The organism is Campylobacter concisus (genome assembly GCF_003048405.1).
In the GTDB taxonomy this organism is placed as follows: Bacteria; Campylobacterota; Campylobacteria; order Campylobacterales; family Campylobacteraceae; genus Campylobacter_A; species Campylobacter_A concisus_Q.
This window is the reverse complement of sequence record NZ_PIQS01000001.1, coordinates 986818-1008644: the sequence shown is the minus strand read 5'-3', so window position 1 is coordinate 1008644 and position 21827 is coordinate 986818. Positions and strand designations below refer to the sequence as shown.

Genomic DNA, 21827 nt, shown 5'->3' with positions numbered 1-21827 from the left:
TACAAAAATTATATCAACAAAATAGGAATAAAAAATGTCTGCTTTTTACTTTAAAATTCATCCCAAAAGGAGTGATGATGAAAAAGATAAGGCAGATAAAAGAGCTATTTGAGGCTGGGAAAGAGAAGCAAGCAAAGGATATGCTTGGTCACTTATTAAACGACTCGACAAATCAATGCTTTGTCTGCACAAGATGGATATACCGCGCGATGTGTGGTAGGCCCAAAAACGGCATAACTGGTACAGCCGCTATATTTAAGCTCATGCAAAAAAAACAAAAGCGCCGAGGTATTTGGGCGAGTATATGAACTATAGAGGATGATCTTTTTTCACATATAGGCTTTCACAAATGGGCTCGTGAAGTTTTCAAAAAACTCATAAAAGCCGCCACAACAAAAGAAGAATTTTTCGTTGTAGCTGATGAGGCAGAAAAATATATCAAAAGCGAGATAAAACCGCTCTCATACTACAAAGAGATCGTGGACCAAATTTCAAAAAGCGAAGTGGTGAAAATAATCCCATTGTAAAACTCGAGCACAAGCTATTTAACTATTCTATAAGAGCTTCTATGAGAAGCTGGCAAACTTACGTCATCTGTAAAAATGCAAAGATAAAATTTGAGTGGTTTTAAGACCTGATGCTAAATTTGACGCTTATAATGGCTGTAGTATAGAAGAAAATATATGCTTGCATAAAATTGGCCTTTGGGATAGCAAGATCTACTTTGAAAAAGACACGCTAATATGCATAAAAATAGCAGAAATTTTTTATGAAAATGAAATTTTTGATAAGGCGAAAATCATGCTACTTCAAGCACTTGGCGTGACATATTATACTCGATATGGCGACACTTTTATAAAAAATGTCATAGCTGTTTTAAAAAGCACGGCACTAAAATTTAGCAGCGACAGGAAATTTATAAGAGAGGTTTTAAGACGCGTGCTAAGCCTTAGATATGAGCATCTTGAGAAAAAGAACTAGCGCAAGCGCTAAAAGAGCTTGAATGCTTTGAATACTGGGCACAAGATGAGAGCGATGAAAAAGAATATAGTGATTCTGGCTCACTTGACTATTTGCTGAAAAAACTAGATAAATAAAATTTAGTATTTATAAATAGATAGCTGATCTAATCATCGCGCCTATATTAGCATAGATAGATTAGGAGATAAAAAATTTATGTTTAATCTCCTAATTAAAAGTCAATCCCTATATCACAAATATCTCTCTGTTTTATCCTATTCGCATCCATTTGAATATCTTTTTGTGCACGACTTAATACATATCTTCTAGCGACTTCTTCAAATTCTCTAGTTGTATTATGTATTTCTCTTGAAAAAACGTCCGATTTTCGGATTCCTTCTGCAAGTTTGTTAATTGTATTTGTACATTCTCTAATTTTTGGGATAAAGAGCTTGTGTTGTTTGTTAATTGTGTTTGCAACTTGGCTAATTCGTTGTTTAACGAATCGTATTCCATTAATAGCTGCTTTAATAGAATCATAGTATCTTGCTCTTGCTTCTCTTTTTCTTCTAATTGCACCAACAATGTTTGCTCTAGTAGAGTCATTATCAAAAATCCTTTCGTTTAAAATAGTGTGTTTATAATTTATTGCTTGCCATTTGTATTTTGTTCTATATATGCTATCATTTGCTGATTTATTTGCTAAAGCCAGATCTTTTGCAGATATGGGATCCATATGTATATCAATACTAGTATTATTAGTACACCAATCAGTATCCAAGACATGGCTTCTAAAAACTTTGCTTCGCTTCGGCACTCTGCTAACCTGGACTTCAAGCCACTTATCTCGCTCTTGTATTTGTTTGTCGAGCTCTCTTTTGAGTCTTGCAAGCTCTTGATCTCGTTTTGATAAGCTTTGTTTGAATTTGATAATTCTAAATTCTCTTGATTCTTTTGATTTAAGATAGTCTGCAGATATAAAACTTCGTCCTGAAGCGTCGACATTCGCTTGTTCGTCTGCTCTATTTCTAAATTCCGTTGCTCTTGTTTCAGTTTTACCTCGGAGTTGCTCCAAGCTCTCAAAGTCTCTAAATTCCTCACTAAACATATCCCCCTTGAATCTTTTTGCTATTTGGTAACTTGACCGATATATAGTCTTTGCCTATTCTAGTTATATCTATGTCGCTACTTTTTAAAGCATTCAAGATGTCGTCTCTGCAAGTAAATTCTTGATTTATAAATTTCTCGGTTAGTATTTTTTCTAACTCTATGTAGTCTTTGATAACACCGATCTCTTTTCTTGAGCCTTGAAGCATATGGGCTTTTGCTGGATCTTTTGGATCGCTAAAGTTAAATTTGAAATTTGCAAGGTTTTGCCAAGCGTCTATTAAAGCTCTATCTTTTTTGTCATAATATGGATTAAAAGCCATTCCGCTTTCTAAATCAATTTTTGGTATGGCAAAATTTAACTCAAGCCGACCTTTATCGATATGTTGAACCCAAAGGATATTAAATCTCTCTTTGTATTCTCCAAAAAGCAACGTTTCAAATTCGTCTATGACCTTTTGCTTGATATCCAAATCAATGTCAGCTTCTTCAAAGCTCAAACAACCAATACAAAGTTTTTGTTTTTTAGTCATATTAGATACTATCTGTCTGGCAACCACTTCGCTACCTTTCAAAACGAATGCCGTCCCATCTTTCACTCTATGATTCAAAAGATAGTTGATACCAGCAACACTACCACCGTTTTTGTTTTTAAAGAATTTTGCTAACATGCTTAACTTCCTGGATTTTGCTTTTGCAGCATTAAGTCGTCTAATTTTTTATTAACGTCAACTATCTGTTTTAAAACGATACCGTCTATGGTTTTATGCATATTAGCATGCTTTGCGATTTGATTTAGGTTGTTGCCTATTTTTGCCACTTGAATTATCATTGCCTTATCAAATTTATGAATAGGTGGCTTAGCATTTATTGAAACATATCTTATATATGACGATTTATTTAGCCCAGATATTGAAGCATTTAGATTCACTTGATTAAGTTCATTATCATCAAGTCTTATAGTGAGTCTGTTCTTTTTGTTTTGCTTCATCATAAAACCTTTTGTCTTTGATTTGTTAAAAACTCAGCTATTGAAAGCAAAGGAAAAACTATCCTTGAATTTTTAGCATCACCTATTTTTATATATCTAGGCAAATTCCTGCCATCTTTGATGCGCAAGTCCAATGTTGAAAGTCCGATTCCAATCGCCTTGGCCGTTTGCTTTCGATCTAGAGCTTGCATAGCTGGAAATTGTCTTTCTAGACTTTGTAGTACTGTATTTAAAAACTCATTACTATCGAGCATAAAAATCCTTTTTGCTTTTACTACTAATTATACTAATTGAGGTATTTTTTCATCACAGAATGAGGTACTTTTAGAAATTCTTTATAAAATATAGCTCTTTAGGGCATTTTAGAGTGAATTAAAGTAAAATATTTTATGCTTTTTGACTACGGCTCTTTAAAAAATCAAAACAGTATATATAAAAATACATTAGAGTAAAATAGAGAATTTTAAAACATTAAACAAATCCGAGGGGAAATAAAGGGGAAAATTACAAAAAAATAATAAAACTTAAAGCTCTTGAAACATTGTAAAAATCGGGGTTTTAGAAGGATTTTTGAATATAAATGGCTCCGGATGCTGGGTTCGAACCAGCGACCAAGTGATTAACAGTCACCTACTCTACCGCTGAGCTAATCCGGAACACTTGAAAAGAGCTCGTATTATAGACGAAAAGATATGTTTTGTCAATAAATTTTAGCTTAATTTAGAAAAAATCGCACAGAGCCCAATAAATTTTTATAAAAGGCTAAAACTAGCCTTTTATAAATCCACTTGCAATAACCTTATCGCCATCATACATAACACAAAGCTGACCTTGCGCCACACCAAGTGCATTTTGATTTAGCGTTAGTTTTGCTGTTTTATTCTCTTTATCAACCTCAACAAAAGCATCAAGTTTAGGGCTTCTATATCTTATCTTGGTTTCGCACTCAAATTTATCTTTATCTATAAATAAATTTACGTTTTCAAGCTCGACTACCTTTTGAGCCAAGTCATCTTTTGTTCCTACGACGATCTCGTTTTTATCGGCATTTATCTTTATAACAAAATGTGGCTCATGGGCGCCAAAAACCTCAAAACCACGGCGCTTGCCGATAGTATAGTGCATATAGCCTTGGTGGCGACCGATTATTTTGCCGTCTTTATCAACTACGTTTCCTGGTAAATTTGTATTGTAATGCTTATTTAAAACTTCGATATAGGTATCTTCCACAAAGCAAATTTCACTACTTTCTGCCTGCGTAGCAAATTCTTCAAGCACTTTTACACTTCTTGCAAGCTCTTTTATATCTTTTTTAAATTTATCCCCAAGCGGGAAAATAACATCTTTTAATATCTCTTTTGGCACTTGGGCTAAAAAGTAGCTTTGATCCTTGCTAGGATCTTTTGCACATGTTATAAATCCATCAATAACTTGCACATAATGCCCAGTAGCAAGCTTCTCACAGCCATTTGCCTTTGCAAAATCAAGCAACGCACCAAGCTTTATAAATTTATTGCACAAAGCACAAGGGTTTGGCGTCTTGCCCTCTTTATAGAGCTTCACAAAAGGATCATAGACAAACTCGTTAAATTTATCTTGCAGATCCAAAATATGTACCTTTATGCCAAGATACTCGCCCACTTTTTTCACTTTTCTGATATTTTCTTCGTGATATCCTGGCTTTTGATGTAGCATCATATAGCAACCTTGCACTTCATGACCAGCTTCTTGCAGAAATTTAGCCGTCATAGTGCTATCTACACCACCGCTCATTGCGACCATTATTTTCATATTTTTTACCTCTTTGAAATTTAAAAGGGGATATTTTATATCTTATTTTTAAATAGCCAAAATTTCATTCACAATAAGCTCTAAATCATCGGTGATTTTGTATAAATTTATATCTTCTTTTTTTATTGTTTTTTGGCTAACTAGCGTATTTTTTATAAACTCATCAAGCCCTTGCCAAAATTCACTCCCAAAAAGAAAAATTTTTACTTTTTTGCTACCAACTTGAGCAAGTACTAAAATTTCAAAAAGTTCATCAAGAGTGCCAAAGCCGCCCGGAAATACGACAAATGCGACTGAACGATCGGTGAGTGCAAATTTTCTTGGGCTTAAATTTGAAAAGAGATATTTTGCCGTGACGTAAGGGTTTGTATTTTGTTCAAACGGAAGTCTCACATTTAGGGCTATGCTTGGCGATTTTGCACTATCAAACGCGCCCTTGTTTGCGGCTCTCATTATACCGTCCCCACCACCAGTTAAGATGGCATATCCTAGCTCGTTTAGTTTGTAAGCTAGCTCATAAGCCTTTTTGCAATAGAAATTTTCTTCGTCAAATCTAGCCGAGCCAAAGAAGGTAACATTTTTATTTTTATATTTTAAGACGTTTGGAAAATTTAAAAGATCACTAACTAATTCATTATTCATTATTTTAACTGTTGAAGCCTCTCGCGTTTTGAGCCTATCTGAGTGATCTGGATGCCAAAGTTTCCATCGATTATTACAACTTCACCAAGAGCTATTACCTTATCGCCGATCAAAATTTCAAGCGGATCGTTTGCTAATTGGTTTAACTCGATAACTGAGCCAATATCCATGGTAAGCACATCTTTTAAAAGCATTCTTTTTGAGCCGATACGAACACGAATAGGTAGCCTAACATCCATTATAAGCCCGATATTTCTCATCTCTTCAGCGCTAAAATCGCCCTTAGCTACGTGAGGAGTGCTCGCTGGTGCAGCTGGTGCTTCGGTCTTTGTTGGCTCAAAAAATTTCATCAACGAATGATCGCAAGCAAAACCGATATGCTCGCTTAAATCTTCGATTTTGACATTAAATAAAAATAACTTTTCATAAACACTAAAATCAAGCGAAGAATTTTCATCTAAAAAATTTACATTTATTACTTCAAAATTTATCTTTGGCATGCCCTTTTGAGCGCCCAAGGATGTACTAAAAGCACTAAAAAGATTTGAAAATATCTCTTTTGCGGCGTCAAGCTCATCACTACCTAAATTTTCATTCTTTGAAATTTCCTCTTCGCCCATCATCCATTCGCTAATGGCACTTATTAAAACCGGAGTGCATACTATCTCTGTTTTAGCATTGATGTCGCCACTTAAAGCAACGCTAGCCATTACCACTGGAGGCTTTATACCGTTTTGTGTTGGTGCATCAAATTCGTTTCTCTCACCAACCTCTGGAGCTCTACCTGTAAGCCCTTCGATAGTAGCTTTTAGTTCATTAGAAAATATATTAAAAAAATCATTCATCATCTTCGTCACTCTCTTCTTCTTCCATATTGCGTTCGTTGGCTTCATAGGCCATTAGTTTTGCTTTTCTCTCTTCTTCATATTTTTCTAGGATGTTTTTGATCTCATCTTTATCGGAGCGTATTAACTGCTCAATTCTTATAGATTTTCTAAATCTATGAAGTCCGACCTCAGCCAAGAAAACTTCTTTTTTATCTATACAAACGATCGCCTTATCATCAGCTCCTCTATCAAGCCTTAAAATATCGCCTTCTTTTAAATTTAAAAACTCATTGACACTAATGATCGATTTGCCAAGTATAGCTTCATATAAAATTTCTGCCCGTCCGATAAGTGTTTTTAGCTCTTTATTTCTACTTTTTTTTGCACTTGTTTCACCAAGCATAATGTCTCTGTTTGCAAGGCGTGAGAGTATCGGTTCAAGGTAGATAACCGGATAGCATAAATTTATCATACCGCTTGAGCCACCAACTATGATCTCCATAACGACCATGATGACGATCTCATTTTGAGAGACGATCTGTACGACATTTGGACTGCTCTCTTTGGCTTCCACATTTGGGTACATATCAGTTATCATTGACCAGCTCTCTTTTAGACGCTGCATGATCATTCTAAGCACCGCATCAAGCAAATTTACTTCAATGTCGGTTAGTTCTCTATTTGCCTCAAAATTTTCACCAGTTCCGCCAAGCAAACGATCTATCATAGGAAAGGCAATGCTTGGATTTATCTCCAAAACACAGTTTCCATCAAGCGGTTTTATAGAAAAGACGTTAAAGCTCGTTGGACTTGGCAAGCTCATTAAAAATTCGCCATAAGTCATCTGATCAACACTGTGAAGTCTGATCTCAACAATACTTCTCATAACACTAGAAATTTGACTAGCTAAATTTCTAGCAAGCTTATCATGGATGCCTTTTATCGCACGGAGTTGCTCTTTACTAACGCGGTTTGGACGCTTAAAATCATAAATAATAATCTGCTTTTGTTCGCCTTGCGATCTCTCTTCAACCTCGATGTTGCTCGTATCGCCATCTTCATCAACAACTTCAAGTAGCGCATCTATCTCTTCTTGACTTAAAATATCAGCCATTAAACCCCCAAGCTACGCCTGATACGATCAAGCAAACGTTTATGAATTTGTGAAATTCTACTCTCGCTGATATTCATGATCTGGCTTATCTCTTTTAAATTTAGCTCTTCATAATAATAAAGCTGAACCAACATCTGATCTCTTTCGTCAAAATCTTTTAAAGCTTCTTCTATTTTTAAAATAAGATCTTCTCTTTCAATGCTCTTTTCGACATCGCTTTGACCAATTAGCTCCATTTGCTCGTCTATTGGCAAAATAGTGATAATACCGCTAACGCCTCTTGCCTCTCTTATCTTCTCAATATCTTCATTAAGCTTTTCAGCCAAATATTCATCGCTTGGCTCTTCTTCATGCTCATTAAAGTAGTTATCTATCTCACTATTTATACTCTTTACAAGTTTTCTATCACTTCTGCTAACAACATCAAGCGTCCTTAGATAATCAAGCATAGATCCATAAATTCTCTTCTTGCCATACCCCCAAAAAGAGTCATTTTGCTCTTTGTCATACTTCCTACTAAGCTTTATCATCTCTTCAACGCCAATACTTATCAGATCATTTGCATCTATACTTGATGGCAAACGCTCCTTTAGTCTAAACGCCATTGCACGCAGTGCTGGCATATATTTTAAGACGATCTCGTCTTGTTCTTTTTTTATCGTGTTTTTATAAGCGTTAAGCTGCTTTTGCTTTAACTCGTGCATTTCGTTTACCAGAATCAAAATTTTCAGCAGTCATTTTTACCATAATATTTTCCATACGCTTTTCTCTAGTATTTAGCTCAGAGATGAGATAGTCTGCGATCTCTTCGTGTTTTTGTTTGTCAAAAATTTTAGTTAAAGCCCTTTTCACATCGATGTAGTTCATGATAACAATGTGAATTATAAGATAAAAAAACAAAGTAATAACTAGTGTATAAACTAGCATTTCGATAGGCTCACTCACCTTTAACAAGGTAAAAACTATACCTACAAAAAAACCACAAACCGTAAAAAATGCTATAAAATTTTCTGCACGCAAAGCTCAATCTCCATCAAAATTGTTCTATTAAACGCTTAAAGAAGCCCCCAAAGCTCCTGCTTTGCTCATCGTTAAGCACTTTTCGTTCCAACCTATAAAGCAAATTCGAAGCTATCTGTTTTATCTGAGCGCTAGGCTCAGCATAAGCAGCGTCGTCTGTAAAAAGCGTTCGTTGTTTTATACTTCTTGAAACATTCTTATCAGAAGCTACAAATCCTATAAGCTCTAAATTTAAGCTAGGCCCGATATTTGCATTAGCAACACGTTTGATATTTTCATAAATTCTAGTCGCTTCTGCCTCATTTTTTACCATATTTAAGAGCAAAAGCTCGCTATTTTTAAACCTTGAGACGATCTTTATGACAGCGTATGCATCAGTTATCGCCGCAGGATCAGGCACAGTTACCACTACTACCTCATCAGCCGCTTCTAAAAATAGCTGTGTGCTACCGCCTATGCCGGCTCCAGTATCGATGATCAAAAAATCAAGCTCATCAAGCTCGCTCGCCTCATCCAAAAACCTCTCAAATAAAAATTGATTGTTAAATTTCAAAATTTCATCACCGCTTTCGCCAGGAATGAGGATCAAATTTTTATTTATAGGTATCAAGATATCTTTTAGGCTGCACTCGCCTTTTAGCACGTGAAGTAAATTTTTACCCATTTTTACATTTAGGATGACATCAAGGTTTGCAAGGCCGATATCAGCGTCAAATAGCCCTACTTTGTAGCCATTTTTTGATAAAACATTTGCCAAATTTGCACTTATCGTACTCTTACCAACACCACCTTTGCCGCTAGTTATCGCAATAAAATGTGTATTTTTGCTCTTGCTTTGAGACTGGACTAAATTTTGTAACTTTTGCGCTTGATTATTCATCGCTAGCCTTTTGCTTTGTAAAGCCGTCAAACACGCACTCTACTAAAAATTCGCTCTTTGCCTCCACAAGATCATCAGGCACCTCTTGACCCACGCTAAAGTAGCTAACTGGCGTGTTTGTCTCATATATGAGCGAAAATACGTTGCCAAAAATTTTGGTCTCGTCAAATTTTGTGATTATTAAAGTATCGATCTCTAAAAATGAAAATCCATTATAAATTTCTATTAGATCCTCAACCTTTGAGCCAGCCGAAAGGACCAAATTTACATCAATCTTTGCACCGCTATGCTTTAAAAATTTATCAAGCCTTTCAAGTTTTTCTTTGTCATACTGCGAATTTCCAGTCGTATCAATAAGTATCACATCACAATAATTAAGCTGCTTTATAGCATTTTGAAAGTCATCTATCTCGATAACATCGAGAATAGGCAGCTTCATCATTTTAGCGTATTGAAATAGCTGTTCAACCGCTCCAATACGATATGTATCAAGCGTGATGATACCTGTTTTATAGCGTTTTTCATTGCCGTAAGCAAAACGAGCAGCTAGCTTTGCAAGAGTCGTAGTCTTACCAACTCCAGTTGGGCCAACTAGCATCATGATACGTTGTTTTTTATCGCTTGGCTCTTTTCTGCAAGGTAGCATATTTCGCAAAAGCGAATAAAAATATCTCTTTACAGCAGTTGGATTACTCTTCATTGAGACTGGTAAATTTTCAAGCGTCGTTTGCATGATAGCCTCTAAATGCTCATCTTTCATGCCACTTTGTTTTGCGAGTTTATAGATGCTAGCAAACTCTGGTGGGATCGAGAGATTGTTGCGATTTGGGGCTTTTTCGTCCCAGATCATGTCAGTTATCAGCCCTATTTTCTCGCTTAGCACGCTTACTTGCTTTGCTACGTCGTCTATTTTTTTATTCATGCCATTTGTGTTTGGCTCTTTGATCTCGTTCATATCGACATTTGCGATCGCACTTATCTCTTTTGCGACGTCTGAGATATTTAAAAGCACGCTCTCATTTGGATCATAAGGCTCAGGCGACGTCGTCTTTGCCTCAAATTTAGCAGGCTCTTCTTTTATCTCAAATTTTGGCTTAGCAGGTTCATAGTTTTTGCTAAATTTAGAGTAGGCATTCTCGTAGTTTATGGCTTTTGCATTAGGCTTTGGTGGTTGTTTAACATCGTCTTCTTCAACACTTACTAAAATCTCATAAAGCGGTTTTTTGTTTATAGTTTTTGCTTGAATTTGCTTTGTAGTAACTAGTATGGCCTTCTCGCCGCACGTCTCTTGAGCCTTTTTCAAAGCCTCGATAGTGCTCTCACCTGTAAAAGTATGAAATTTTGTAGCCATTTATATCCTTTAACCTCTCATAAGCCCTAGTGGCACGATCACGCTAAGCCTCTTATCGGCCCCTGGGTGCGGAACGATAAGGCGCGGCGTCTTATAGACTTTTTTACTAAAATACAAAATATCCAGATCAAGCGTGCGTGGCGCATTTTTAAACGTCCTCACGCGCTTAAATTTACTCTCATAATGCCCCAAAATTTTTAGCAAATTTCTAGGACTCACAGATGTTTGTAAATTTATAACAGCATTACTAAAGTCATCCTGCGCTTCGTAGCCAAACGCCGCATTTATAAGGATCGGCGAGACTTCAACTACGTGAAAACGCCTATCTTCATTAACCGCTCTTATAAATTTATCAAACCTCTTTGCGCTATCACCGATGTTGCCACCCATGCCAACTAGCGCCTCATACTTAAACTCATCTCTTTTTTGAAAAAAACTAGGGCAAAAACGGCTTTTTACGATCTTTCTTGCTCCAGCTAGCCTCATAAGATTTCGCACCCACCTTCTCTTGCGACCACGACGTCTTCGATGCGCACGCCAAATTCATTTTCTAGATAAATTCCAGGCTCCACACTAAAGACCATGCCCTCTTTTATGAGTGTTTCGCTCCTTGCTGAAATGACTGGAAGCTCGTGTATATCGACACCCACGCCGTGTCCTGTCGAGTGAAAAAAGGCCTTTTCATATCCAGCCTTTGCTATCACGCTTCTTGCTGCAATGTCTATCTCACACGCCCTAACGCCAGCTCTAGCGACCTTTATCGCAGCAGCCTGAGCCTCTTTTACTATCTCGTAAATTTCTTGCATCTTGGCGTTTTTAAATTTCTGCTCCTTTGAGAAGTTAAAATTTTCATCAAAGCAAGCAGTTCTGGTGCGATCAGAGCAGTAACGCTTAAATTTAACCCCAGCGTCAAGTAGCAATAAATCGCCCTTTTTTAAAATTTTATCTCCAGGCAGCGCATGAGCCTTTGCGGCATTTTCGTTTATCGCTACGATCGGATCAAAGCTAAGACCTAGCTCGTTTTTTTGCCTAAAGATGAGCGAGGCGTTGAAATGAAGCTCTTTTTCGCTCATCCCCTCGCCATTTTCACGCACAAATTTAGCAAATTCATCAAAGCATTTTGCCCCAAATTCGCTAGCCTTTTTTAAAATTTTTATCTCATCTTCGCTCTTGCAAATTCTCTTTAGCCTAGAGAAATTTGCCTTTGGCTTGAAATTTATCTTAAAACCCTTGCTAAGCGCGTTATACTCGCTTAAGCTTAGCTCATCAGGGTTAAAAACAAGGCTGTTTGGCTTCATCTTTCTTAAAAATGCCCTAACCTCGCTTATTAAATTTCTCTGCGCTAAAAGAACGACCACGCCTGCATTTACGCAGCTTTTTGCCTCAAAATAGTACCTCGCATCCGTAAAAAAGTATTTCACGCCATCAAGGCATAGCAAAAACTCATTATCGCAGCTATAACCGCACTCGTAAAATACGGCATTTTCGTCCTTTAAGATGAAATTCATTGTGCTTTTTGATTTGCTCTTACTGCTTTGATTTGCTCAAAAATTTGAAGCATGCCTATCATCGCCAAATGATAGCCAACTGGTCCAAAGCCCACGATCTGGCCTGCTGCAACTGGTGCGATGAGGCTTTTATGGCGGAATTCTTCTCTTCTATAAACGTTGCTGATATGCACCTCGATAACTGGCAGCGCAACCGCACTTAGTGCGTCACGGATAGCGATAGAGGTGTGAGTGTAAGCGGCTGGGTTTATGATGATGCCGTCAGCATCGCCCAAGCACTCTTGGATCTTATCGACTAGCTCGCCCTCAAGGTTGCTTTGAAAAAACTCGATCTCAACGTCATTTTGATCGGCAACGATCTTCATTTGAGAGTGGATATCCTCCATCTTCATAACGCCGTAAATTCCTGGCTCTCTAGCGCCAAGCATATTGATATTTGGGCCTTGGATAACCATTATTTTTAGCTTCTTATCCATGTCACTCCTTTTTGATTAAATAGCCCAAATTATACATTTTCGTTCCTAAATTTTCGCTACAATAACAAAAATTTAAGGCTCAAATGTGGAAATTTTAAAAGCAAAAAAGATCATCACTGGCGGAGAAAATCCAAAAATTTTAAGAAATTCTTGTGTCGTTATTGATGATGATAAAATTTTAGAAATTTTAAGCGAAAAAACAGCGATTGAGAAATTTAAAGGGGCGAAAATTTGCGACTTTGGTGATAGCGTGATCGCCCCAGCCTTTATAAATACGCACGTCCATTTGGAGTTTAGCTCAAATGTCAGCACTCTAAAGTACGGCGACTTCATAAAATGGCTTGGCTCTATCGTCGATAAAGGTGGCGAGCTAGCCAAAATAGACGCTAAAAAGGCGATGAATGAAGCTATAAATTCGATGCTAAAAAGTGGAGTTTGCACCGTTGGTGAGATTTCTAGTTTTGGCTCTGAGCTTGAAATTTTAGCCGCTAGCCCTTTAAAAGTCGTACTTTTTAGTGAAATTTTGGGCTCAAGCGAGCAGATGACTCACCAAAATTTGCAAAATTTCTTAGCTAAATTTGAAAAAACAAAGGGCTATAAAAGTAAAAATTTCACCCCAGCCATATCGCTGCACTCGCCCTACTCTGTGCACCCAAGGCTAGCCAAAGCCGCCCTTGAGATAGCTAAAAAAGACGATCTTCTTGTTAGCACGCACTTTTTAGAGAGCAAGGCTGAAAAGCAGTGGCTAGAGCACGGCAGCGGTGGCTTTAAAAAGCATCTTTTAAGATTTAGCCCTGATCCAAAGCCGATGTATGACGCGGAGGGCTATTTTGCGATGTTTCGTGAGATAAATACTCTATTTACGCACTGTGTTTATGTGAGCGATTTTGCTAAATTTAAGCCGCATCACAGCTTGACACACTGCGCGGTTTCAAACAGGTTGCTTGGCAAAAAGGCACTAAATTTAAAAGAAATTTTTAAAAACAACGTTAGCCTAAACATCGGCACAGACGGCCTTAGCTCAAATATCAGCCTAAATTTCTGGCATGAGCTAAGAGCCGCCCTATTTACCCATACAAGCCTTGATCTAAACGAGCTTGCCACGAGGCTTTTTGTCGCTGCAACACATGGGGGCGCAAAGGCGCTTAGGATAAATAACGGTGAGATAAAGGCAGGACGCGCAGCTGATATCGCAATCTATAGCGACCTAGAGTGCGATGACAGCGAGCTAATTTTGCAGCTCATACTTCACACAAATGAAGCCAAAAAACTATATATTGGAGGTAAAATTTGCAAATTTTAAGGCTTATTTTTAGAGGAATTTTGGGAATTTTTAAATTTATCAACAACTACTTTAAGGCGCTCATATTTTTACTGATCTTATTTTTCGTATTTGCGCCAGATGGTAAGATGAAAGAGCCAAATTTAGCCCGCATCGACATCACAGGCACGATAATGGACACAAGCGAAATTTTAGATGCGCTCGAAAAAGCAAGGCTGGATAACAACATCAAAGGCGTACTGCTCTACATCGACAGCCCAGGCGGCGCGCTAAGTCCAAGCGTGGAGCTAGCTATGGCAGTCAAGCGACTAAAAGAGAGTAAAAAAGTACTCGTATACGCAGCTGGCAACATGGCAAGTGGTAGCTACTACGCTGGCGTAAACGCCGACACTATCGTAGCAAACCCGGGTGCTTTCATCGGCTCCATTGGCGTCATCATGCAAGGGGCAAACATCGAAAATTTAGCCAAAAATTTAGGCGTGAGCGAGCAGGTAGTGAAGGCTGGCGAGTTTAAAGAGGCTGGCACCTTTATGAGGAGCTGGAGCAAGCAAGAGCGTGAGAGCTTGCAAGGGCTCGTAAATGACGCTTATATGCTCTTTGTAAGCGACGTGGCGGAGGCTAGAAATTTAGACATCAACAAAAAAGACGAGTGGGCAAACGCAAGGGTCTTTTTGGCGCACAATGCCCTAAAAATGGGGCTAATAGACAGCCTTGGTAGCTACATAGACGCTCAAAACGAGCTAGCAAAAATGAGCCTCGTAGATGAGCCCGTTTGGCAAGAAAAACCGCAGATCGAAAAGATAATGGAGAAATTTACAAAGCAAGGCATAAACTCGCTTTTTAACGCATTTTTCGAGACAAAGCTTAGATAATCAAAGCAAAGATCAGGGCGGGGACAAACTGCATATATAGTATAAATTTAGCTCATACTTTGCAAAAATTTTTTGGCTATATTTTTTAGCTTAAACTCATAAAGTAGATTTTGGATTTTGTCCGTTGATTTTATATCTAAACCAAGATCATTTGCTAAAATTTTGTAATAAATTTGCGGGCTATCTTTTAGATTAATTGGTGGTGATTTCGAGCTTTTTGAGAGCTTTTTATCATCTTTTAAAAGTAGCTTATGATGAATAAAATTAGCATTAAAAAATCCAAAATTTAGCCTTTTTGCAAGGTATCTTTGAGCTAGCGTGCAAGCCTTTAAATCCTCACCTCTAACAACCAAATTTATACCCATATCCTCGTCATCTATCACGCTTGCAAAGTTGTAAGCAGGAGTAAAATCTTTTTTGTAAATCACAAAATCGCCCATTTGCTCTGCCACAAGCTTACCAAGAGGATCACCCTCATCCACGCTTAGTCTAATAGCGGTCTTGTCTTTTATAAATTTTAGATTTTTATTTTTACAAATTTTAGTGTAAATGCCGTTTATGTAGGCATTTTTTGTAGTCCTTGAACATTCGCAGATATAAATTTCATTAAGCTTTTTTAGCACATTTTCATATCTTTGCGATCTCGTTTTAAAGCTAAAATTACGCTCAAAGTCACTTACACTAATTGGACCTTTATCGTATTCAAGCTCCAAAAATTCTAAAACATCAAAGATATTTTGAACAAATTCTTGTCGGTATCTACTAAGATCATAATCATCAATACGCAAGTGCAAAACGCCATTTGCCGAACGTGTCAAAAGATAAGTCAGGATGAAGTTATAAGCATTGCCAGCATGCAAAAACCCACTAGGCGTAGGAGCTATGCGGGATGCTATGCCACCATTTGGTGGCAAATAGTCATTAATCCCTTGGTCTGGCCTCATTTACCCTTAAAGTACGTCCGCCTAGTTCTTTTTCATTTAGTGCGTCTATAGCTTTTTGTCCCTCATTTGCATCGTCCATTTCAACAAAGCCAAAGCCTTTTGAGCGATCAGTTTCTCTATCTTTTACTATTTTTGCTCGCCTTACTTCACCAAATTGTGCAAAGGCTTCCTTTAATTCTGCCTCTGTCGTTCTATACGACAAATTTCCTACATAAATATTCACAGGAGTGTTCCTTAAAAAAATTACCGATTTATTCGGTTAGTGTGATAATAGCTAATTTTCGTCAAAAAGATGTAAAAAATCAAAAATTTATTATATTTTTTTGAAAAATATTCTTAAAAGCTACAAACTCGTATATATAGAGTTTTTATAACTATCACTAAACAAAATTTAATCTTAAGTTTAAAAAGAATAATTAAATAAAAAATTATTTTATCTTTATAAGCTATTTATAAAGTAAATCATTCTTTACTTTAAGATATACTTCATCGCCAAGTAAATTTTTAACTATAAAAAGTGCAAATTCCATTGAAAAAGCAGGACCCTTTGCTGTGATGATGTTTTGATCTTTTAGCACGTTTTTATCGCTCACGTAGCCCCTTTTATCACTTCTTACATTTTCTTCAAATCCTGGATAACAAACAAAATGATCTTTTAGCACACCAGCACTCTCAAGCACCATAGGAGCAGCACAAATGGCACAAATAAGCTTATTGCTTTTATCAAAATTTTGTAAGATTGCTTTGAGCCTTGTATCGTTTGCTAGATTGCTAGCTCCTGGAAGTCCGCCAGGAAGGACGATCGCATCGTAGTCTAGCTCTTTCATCTCGCGAAGTGTCACATCAGCTTTTACGCATATATTGTGACATCCTTTGATATTTACGTCATTTAACCCAACAATAGAAGCTATCACTCCAGCTCTACGTAAAACATCAACAGAAGTTAGTGCTTCTATCTCCTCAAATCCTTCAGCTAAAATCACAGCAACTTTTTTCATAAATTTATCCTTTCAAGTAATATGTTTTATTTGTTAAATAAAATTTTATATAATGTTGGCTTATTTCACAAGAAAGGACAGAGCATGCAAGTAAAAATTATTTACTGCAACTCTTGAAACTATCGTCCGGTAGCTTCTCGTGTAGAAGATGAAATAAAAGCGAACTTTAGTGATGCAAGAGTCGAAAAGGTTATAGGTGGCGGTGGAAATTTCATCGTCGAGGTTGATGGAGATGTTATATTTTCTAAGAAAGATCGCATCGGAAATGATGAAGCGAGATTTCCTCACGGTGAAGAGATCACAACTCTTATAAACAAACATCTTAAAGAAAAGTCGGCTTAATGCTAGCTACCGAGACGGGAAACCGTCTCGTTTTTCCCCTGTTTTTGACTTACGGTTCTACTATCCTAATATAAAATTTTATAGTTAAAACATTTGCTTATCTCGTTAAGAATTTTCATTATTTTATATATTTTTTGATTTTTGAAGATTTTATTAACTGATGTTTGATTATGTTTATTTTTTCGAGCATAAAAATTTTATGCATTCTATACTAGTGCTACTTAAAATTTTACAATGTATGAAATGAAGTTTTTGCTAAAGCCAATACTTTTTAAATAGTGACTTTAGCTAAGCATTGGGCTTACTAAACGTAAATTTAGCAAGAAAGATTAAGCTGCTTTATTTATTCGCACGTTCGATATACTCGCCGCGAACAGTATCCACACGGATAACCTCGCCCTCAAGTACGTGAAATGGTATCTGAACTACCGCACCACTCTCAAGTGTAGCTGGCTTTTTGCCGCCTTGTGTATCGCCCTTGAAATTTGGTGGAGTCTCAACTATCTTTAGCTCAACTACTTGAGGCACTTCAACACCGATCGCATTGCCATTGTGAAATAATATTTCAACCATCATGCCGTCGATCATCCATTTCTTAACGTCACCCACATCCTCATCGCTAATAGCAACTTGTTCATAAGTAACCGTATCCATAAATTGACAATATTCACCATCATCATAAAGATACTGCATCTCTTTTTCTTCAAGATGTGGTTGCTCGCACTTGTCACCTGCGTGAAAAGTCTTTTCAAGCACCTTTCCATCAATGAAAGATTTTATCCTTGCACGAACAAAAGCTGCACCTTTGCCCGGTTTTACGTGTTGATATTCTACGATTTTATAAGGAACACCGTCGATTTCTATCTTTAATCCCTTTTTTAGATCGCCCATTGAATATGAAGCCATTTTTTATCCTTTCAAAATTTATATAACTGCGTATTGAGCCCAAACGCAAGCTTCAAGCGCGTTTAATCTCTCTAGCGTTTCTGTTTTTATGTGTTCATCGACCAAGATAACCGCAAGCGCCATACCATGCTCATCTCTGCCAAGGCGGAAGTCTGCGATGTTTATCTTCTCATCAGCTAAAATTTTACTGATCTGAGCGATAACACCTGGTACGTCATGGTTTTTAAAGATGATCATCTTGCCTTTTGGCTTAAAGTCAGTCTTAAAGCCATTGATTGTCACGATGCGTTGCTGATTTTCACCAAACACCGTGCCGCCAACCGTTGCGATGCCTTTTTCGGTCGTGATGCGAACAGTGATTTTATTTTTAAAAATGCTATCACCACCAGCAATGGTTTCTGTCACTATGCCTTTTTCATCGCATAAAAATTTGGCATTTACGTAGTTTATCGCATCACCTAGACTCTCTTTTAGCGCGCCAACTATGGCAAATGTTAGCAGTGAATTTGCGTATTCGCTGATTTGACCGTGAGTTTCTATGCGGATAGCCTTGATAGCGCTTTTATTGATCTGTGCTGCAAGAAATGCCATCTTGCTTGTAAGCTCGATATAAGGCTCAACAAATGGCGGTAGATCTTCTGTTTTTATAGGTAAATTTAACGCATTTGGATAGCTTATACCGCGAGCTGCTAAAATAGCTTGCTCGACTGCCTCAACTGCGATATTTCGCTGTGATTCAAGTGTATTTGCTCCAAGGTGTGGGGTGACACTTACATTATTTAGATCAAGAAGTGGATGATCAGTTGCTGGCTCTTTTGTAAAAACATCAATACCGGCAAATGCTATCTTGCCACTTTTTAGTCCTTCATAAAGCGCTTCTTCGTTATAAAGACCACCTCTAGCGCAGTTTATAAGTCTTACGCCATCTTTCATTTTTGCGATCTCTTTGGCGCCGATTATATTTGTTGTCTCTTTAGTTTTTGGTGTATGTATCGTGATAAAATCACATGCTAAAATATCATCAAAATTTTTAGTATAAGTACCGCCCATATCGATAACTTTAGATGGATCAATATATGGATCATAAGCGATGATCTCCATACCAAAAGCTTTTGCACGAACAGCTACTCTCGAGCCAATATTTCCAAAGCCGATCACACCAAGCTTTTTCTTAAAAAGCTCAACCCCATACCATTTCTCACGCTTCCAGATTCTATCTAGCTTTAGATCATTATGAGCGTATTCAAGGGATCTAGCTGAAGCTAGCATATGCGCCATTGTTAGCTCAACTGCAGCAATAGTGTTTGCAGTTGGAACGTTCATAGCTATTATGCCACGCCTTGAGCATCCTTCTATATCGACATTATCTACACCAACACCAGCTCTAACAATAGCTTTTAGTTTTTTACCAGCATTTAAAAACGCCTCGTTTACTTCAGTTGAGCTTCTTGTTATAGCAACATCCGCCTCACCTAAAATTTTTAAAAGTTTATCTTTGGGAGTATTAACTGCGTCTATTACGTTTATATCTTGCTCTTTTTTTAAAAGTTCAAAACCTACTGGATGTATCGCATCGCAAACAATGATAGTTTTCATAATTTTACCTCTCTCACACTTGAGTGGATATCATAAACTCTTAGTTCTAAAATAATATTTTGTAGAAGCTTAGAGTCTTGAGTATTTAAAAATATCTGGCTTTTTGCACCATCTTTTACAACAGTAAAATCGACCTCACTTTTTCTTAAAGTCTGCATCAAACAAAACATTGAATAGATATCATTTTTATCTATCAAAAGCTCATATGCAGTAATCTTTGGCTTTTCTATTTTGGGTCGGTTGTATTCTATAAAAATTTCATTTACAGGCAGCACATAATCTTTTTTTCTAATAGTTGCTAGCTCACTCATCCAGTTGGTATTGCTGGTCGTGTTTTTGGTTAAATTTTGCTCATTTGTGATATTTTCTTCAGATATTTGGCTGAAATTTACACTTGCAAATTTAACAAGAGAAATTCCAACCAAACCCAATATTACAAATAGCAGGACAACTACTAATAAAAGTATGCGTCTGCCCATTTAAACTAAAGTAATTGTTCTTTTATAATATCGCCAAGTGTTACTTTATCGTCGTTATCATTGATCTCATTTAACACTTCACGCTCTTTTTGTTTTGCTAAACGGCGTATGCTAAGGCGAATTCTATTTTTCTTCTCATCGATAAATGCGATAGCTGCTTCGATCTCATCGCCAATCTTAAGTGTGCTAACATCTACACTACCTAGATCTTCTTTGCGAATCAGCGCATCAACGTTATCACCAAGCTCTACAAACACGCCAAAGTCTTTAATGTCACGAATCGTTCCTTTTACGATATCACCTACATTAAATTTATCAGCAAATGCTTGAACTGGACTTTGTTTTAGATCTTTTAGGCTGAGTGAAACTTTTTGTTCAGCGCTATCGATTTTAATGATTTTTACTTCAAGCTCGTCACCGGCTTTAAACATATCTTTGCATTTATCGTTTCTATCCCAAGACGCGTCTTCATTGTGCAATAAGCCCTCAACGCAACCCACTCTAACAAATGCACCAAAATTTGTGATAGTTGTCACAACGCCTTTAACAACATCACCCTCTTTAAATTTAGCTTTAAACTCATCAAATGGCTTTGGAAGTAAATTTTTAAGGCTTACTCTTAGGCGGTGCCCTTTAGCATCTATCTCAATAACCTCAACATCAATCTCTTGACCTTCATTGATGTGATCTTTTGGATTTTTGATATTTTTGTCCCATGAAATTTCAGATATATGTAAAAATCCTTCAATATCATTTCCAAGATCAACAAATGCGCCATAAGGCTCGATATTGCTAACTGTTACTTTGATAGTGTCACCAACTTCTAGCCCATCATTTATGATCTCTTCCCAAGGATCTGGAGTAGCTGCCTTGATAGATAGAGACAAGTGGCGTTTTTCGTTGTCATAGCTGATAACTTTAACTAAAACTTTATCGCCTTCTTTATATAGTGAGCTAGGATTTACTGGACCTTTGTAGCTTATCTCGCTGTAGTGAACAAGTCCGTCTACACCACCAACATCAACAAACATACCATAAGTTGTGATTTTTTTAACTGTGCCCTCTATAACGCTATCATTTTCTACTATGCTTGATAGAGCTTCTTTACGTTTTTTGCGGTCATCATCTAAAATTTTCTTTCTAGAGACAACTATGCTATTTTCTTCTTTATCAATTTTTATAACTCTTACTTTATATGTTTTACCAACTACGCCCTCAGCGTTTTTAAATCCACTGTGCGTTCTTGGTAAGAAAAATTCAACGCCATTTGCATCTTGAGTTATAAAGCCACCTTTATTTTTTCCAACTACTTTTACGTCGATTTCGCCAGAATTTTCAGGATCGTAAGCTTCGATGAAAGCTTTAACTTTCTCTTTTCTAAGTGCTTTTTTGTGCGACACTATAGGTCTTCCATTTCTTGATCCAGTTATTACAACTTTGATCGTATCGCCAACTTTATGTGTCAGGTTGCCGTTTGCATCAGTGATCTCAGAAACATTTAAAATACCTTCTGACTTCTTGCCAACATCGATTAAAACCTCATCGCCATTGATACTGACGATCTTTGCGTCACTATCTTCTTCAGTCTTTTTAAAAGACTCCTCTAACATCGCAGCAAAATCGATATCTTCGATATCTTCGTCTTTTGCTTTTCCTAATTGAACACTTTTGTTCACAGCCATCTTGATCCTTTAAATTTTATTATGCCAGTAGAGGCAAATTGGCTTATTATAGTTAATTG

The 21827-nt window shown here is 37.1% G+C and carries 27 protein-coding genes and 1 tRNA gene; 5 read left to right on the top strand and 23 right to left on the bottom strand.

Annotated elements, in window-relative coordinates; translation table 11 throughout:
- Positions 1-77 precede the first annotated feature (77 nt).
- Positions 78-308: a hypothetical protein gene (locus CVT18_RS05315; RefSeq protein WP_107824305.1), complete on the top strand. Its 231-nt coding sequence runs from the start codon at positions 78-80 to the stop codon at positions 306-308.
- Between the two features lie 313 nt (positions 309-621).
- Complete coding sequence (locus tag CVT18_RS05310) at positions 622-981, top strand: hypothetical protein (protein ID WP_103629096.1); 360 nt, start codon at positions 622-624, stop codon at positions 979-981.
- Between the two features lie 211 nt (positions 982-1192).
- Here CVT18_RS05310 and CVT18_RS05305 read toward each other — a convergent pair whose 3' ends face one another.
- The 16 genes from CVT18_RS05305 to aroQ all read right to left on the bottom strand — a co-directional run bounded on the left by CVT18_RS05305 (position 1193) and on the right by aroQ (position 12667).
- Positions 1193-2068 (bottom strand): hypothetical protein, encoded by an 876-nt coding sequence (locus CVT18_RS05305; protein WP_103629097.1) that lies wholly within the window; start codon positions 2066-2068, stop codon positions 1193-1195.
- Positions 2061-2738, bottom strand: coding sequence for a relaxase/mobilization nuclease domain-containing protein (locus CVT18_RS05300; protein WP_103629098.1), 678 nt, complete (start codon positions 2736-2738; stop codon positions 2061-2063). Before CVT18_RS05300 ends, CVT18_RS05305 begins: the two co-directional genes overlap by 8 nt.
- A gap of 2 nt (positions 2739-2740) precedes the next feature.
- Positions 2741-3058: a plasmid mobilization protein gene (locus tag CVT18_RS05295; protein WP_103629099.1), complete on the bottom strand. Its 318-nt coding sequence runs from the start codon at positions 3056-3058 to the stop codon at positions 2741-2743.
- Positions 3058-3312 (bottom strand): helix-turn-helix transcriptional regulator, encoded by a 255-nt coding sequence (locus CVT18_RS05290; RefSeq protein ID WP_103629100.1) that lies wholly within the window; start codon positions 3310-3312, stop codon positions 3058-3060. The genes CVT18_RS05295 and CVT18_RS05290 overlap by 1 nt, the downstream gene beginning before the upstream one ends.
- 327 nt (positions 3313-3639) lie before the next feature.
- Positions 3640-3714: transfer RNA gene (locus CVT18_RS05285), tRNA-Asn, on the bottom strand.
- A 112-nt stretch (positions 3715-3826) separates the two neighbouring features.
- The gene (mnmA, locus tag CVT18_RS05280) at positions 3827-4849 is read right to left on the bottom strand and encodes a tRNA 2-thiouridine(34) synthase MnmA (protein WP_087576724.1); all 1023 of its coding nucleotides are present in this window, start codon (positions 4847-4849) and stop codon (positions 3827-3829) included.
- Positions 4850-4897: 48 nt separating this feature from the next.
- Positions 4898-5491: a TIGR00730 family Rossman fold protein gene (locus tag CVT18_RS05275; RefSeq protein WP_107788241.1), complete on the bottom strand. Its 594-nt coding sequence runs from the start codon at positions 5489-5491 to the stop codon at positions 4898-4900.
- Positions 5491-6339, bottom strand: a complete 849-nt coding sequence (gene fliY / locus CVT18_RS05270; RefSeq protein ID WP_103629102.1) for a flagellar motor switch protein FliY — start codon at positions 6337-6339, stop codon at positions 5491-5493. Before fliY ends, CVT18_RS05275 begins: the two co-directional genes overlap by 1 nt.
- Positions 6329-7432 (bottom strand): flagellar motor switch protein FliM, encoded by a 1104-nt coding sequence (gene fliM, locus CVT18_RS05265; RefSeq protein ID WP_103629103.1) that lies wholly within the window; start codon positions 7430-7432, stop codon positions 6329-6331. Before fliM ends, fliY begins: the two co-directional genes overlap by 11 nt.
- Positions 7432-8136 carry an RNA polymerase sigma factor FliA gene (locus CVT18_RS05260; protein ID WP_103629104.1) on the bottom strand — a complete coding sequence of 235 codons (705 nt, stop codon included), beginning with the start codon at positions 8134-8136 and terminating at the stop codon, positions 7432-7434. The genes fliM and CVT18_RS05260 overlap by 1 nt, the downstream gene beginning before the upstream one ends.
- Positions 8108-8452, bottom strand: coding sequence for a hypothetical protein (locus tag CVT18_RS05255; protein WP_021090750.1), 345 nt, complete (start codon positions 8450-8452; stop codon positions 8108-8110). Before CVT18_RS05255 ends, CVT18_RS05260 begins: the two co-directional genes overlap by 29 nt.
- A 13-nt stretch (positions 8453-8465) precedes the next feature.
- Positions 8466-9332, bottom strand: coding sequence for a P-loop NTPase (locus tag CVT18_RS05250; RefSeq protein ID WP_021090665.1), 867 nt, complete (start codon positions 9330-9332; stop codon positions 8466-8468).
- Positions 9325-10683, bottom strand: coding sequence for a flagellar biosynthesis protein FlhF (flhF, locus tag CVT18_RS05245; RefSeq protein ID WP_103629105.1), 1359 nt, complete (start codon positions 10681-10683; stop codon positions 9325-9327). The genes CVT18_RS05250 and flhF overlap by 8 nt, the downstream gene beginning before the upstream one ends.
- A 9-nt stretch (positions 10684-10692) precedes the next feature.
- Positions 10693-11169 (bottom strand): 2-amino-4-hydroxy-6-hydroxymethyldihydropteridine diphosphokinase, encoded by a 477-nt coding sequence (folK, locus tag CVT18_RS05240; RefSeq protein WP_107824304.1) that lies wholly within the window; start codon positions 11167-11169, stop codon positions 10693-10695.
- Positions 11166-12191 carry a M24 family metallopeptidase gene (locus CVT18_RS05235; protein WP_107824303.1) on the bottom strand — a complete coding sequence of 342 codons (1026 nt, stop codon included), beginning with the start codon at positions 12189-12191 and terminating at the stop codon, positions 11166-11168. The genes folK and CVT18_RS05235 overlap by 4 nt, the downstream gene beginning before the upstream one ends.
- Entirely contained in the window at positions 12188-12667 is a 480-nt protein-coding gene (aroQ, locus tag CVT18_RS05230) for a type II 3-dehydroquinate dehydratase (protein WP_004317604.1), read from the bottom strand. Before aroQ ends, CVT18_RS05235 begins: the two co-directional genes overlap by 4 nt.
- Before the next feature lie 85 nt (positions 12668-12752).
- Between aroQ and CVT18_RS05225 the strand changes: the two genes are divergently transcribed.
- Both CVT18_RS05225 and sppA read left to right on the top strand, forming a co-directional pair.
- Positions 12753-13970 (top strand): metal-dependent hydrolase, encoded by a 1218-nt coding sequence (locus CVT18_RS05225; RefSeq protein WP_107824302.1) that lies wholly within the window; start codon positions 12753-12755, stop codon positions 13968-13970.
- Positions 13958-14821 carry a signal peptide peptidase SppA gene (gene sppA, locus CVT18_RS05220; protein ID WP_103629108.1) on the top strand — a complete coding sequence of 288 codons (864 nt, stop codon included), beginning with the start codon at positions 13958-13960 and terminating at the stop codon, positions 14819-14821. The genes CVT18_RS05225 and sppA overlap by 13 nt, the downstream gene beginning before the upstream one ends.
- 47 nt (positions 14822-14868) lie before the next feature.
- Here sppA and CVT18_RS05215 read toward each other — a convergent pair whose 3' ends face one another.
- The 3 genes from CVT18_RS05215 to CVT18_RS05205 form a co-directional block, all read right to left on the bottom strand.
- Positions 14869-15765, bottom strand: a complete 897-nt coding sequence (locus CVT18_RS05215) for a glutamate--tRNA ligase family protein (RefSeq protein ID WP_103629109.1) — start codon at positions 15763-15765, stop codon at positions 14869-14871.
- Complete coding sequence (locus tag CVT18_RS05210) at positions 15743-15988, bottom strand: RNA recognition motif domain-containing protein (protein ID WP_009294719.1); 246 nt, start codon at positions 15986-15988, stop codon at positions 15743-15745. Before CVT18_RS05210 ends, CVT18_RS05215 begins: the two co-directional genes overlap by 23 nt.
- Before the next feature lie 223 nt (positions 15989-16211).
- Positions 16212-16763, bottom strand: a complete 552-nt coding sequence (locus CVT18_RS05205) for a DJ-1 family glyoxalase III (protein WP_103629110.1) — start codon at positions 16761-16763, stop codon at positions 16212-16214.
- Between the two features lie 84 nt (positions 16764-16847).
- Here CVT18_RS05205 and CVT18_RS10660 point away from each other — a divergent pair, with 84 nt between their 5' ends.
- A complete protein-coding gene (locus CVT18_RS10660; protein WP_265094534.1) occupies positions 16848-17105 on the top strand; it encodes a SelT/SelW/SelH family (seleno)protein in 258 nt (85 codons plus the stop codon).
- Between the two features lie 339 nt (positions 17106-17444).
- Here the strand turns inward: CVT18_RS10660 and efp are convergent, their stop codons facing one another.
- From efp to CVT18_RS05180, 4 genes are read right to left on the bottom strand one after another with little or no spacing between them, the layout of a single operon-like run.
- Positions 17445-18011, bottom strand: a complete 567-nt coding sequence (gene efp / locus CVT18_RS05195) for an elongation factor P (protein WP_103629111.1) — start codon at positions 18009-18011, stop codon at positions 17445-17447.
- A gap of 18 nt (positions 18012-18029) precedes the next feature.
- Positions 18030-19610, bottom strand: coding sequence for a phosphoglycerate dehydrogenase (gene serA / locus CVT18_RS05190; protein ID WP_234410291.1), 1581 nt, complete (start codon positions 19608-19610; stop codon positions 18030-18032).
- Positions 19604-20032 (bottom strand): hypothetical protein, encoded by a 429-nt coding sequence (locus CVT18_RS05185; protein ID WP_234410279.1) that lies wholly within the window; start codon positions 20030-20032, stop codon positions 19604-19606. The genes serA and CVT18_RS05185 overlap by 7 nt, the downstream gene beginning before the upstream one ends.
- A gap of 59 nt (positions 20033-20091) precedes the next feature.
- Complete coding sequence (locus CVT18_RS05180; RefSeq protein WP_103629114.1) at positions 20092-21768, bottom strand: 30S ribosomal protein S1; 1677 nt, start codon at positions 21766-21768, stop codon at positions 20092-20094.
- Between the last annotated feature and the right edge of the window lie 59 nt (positions 21769-21827).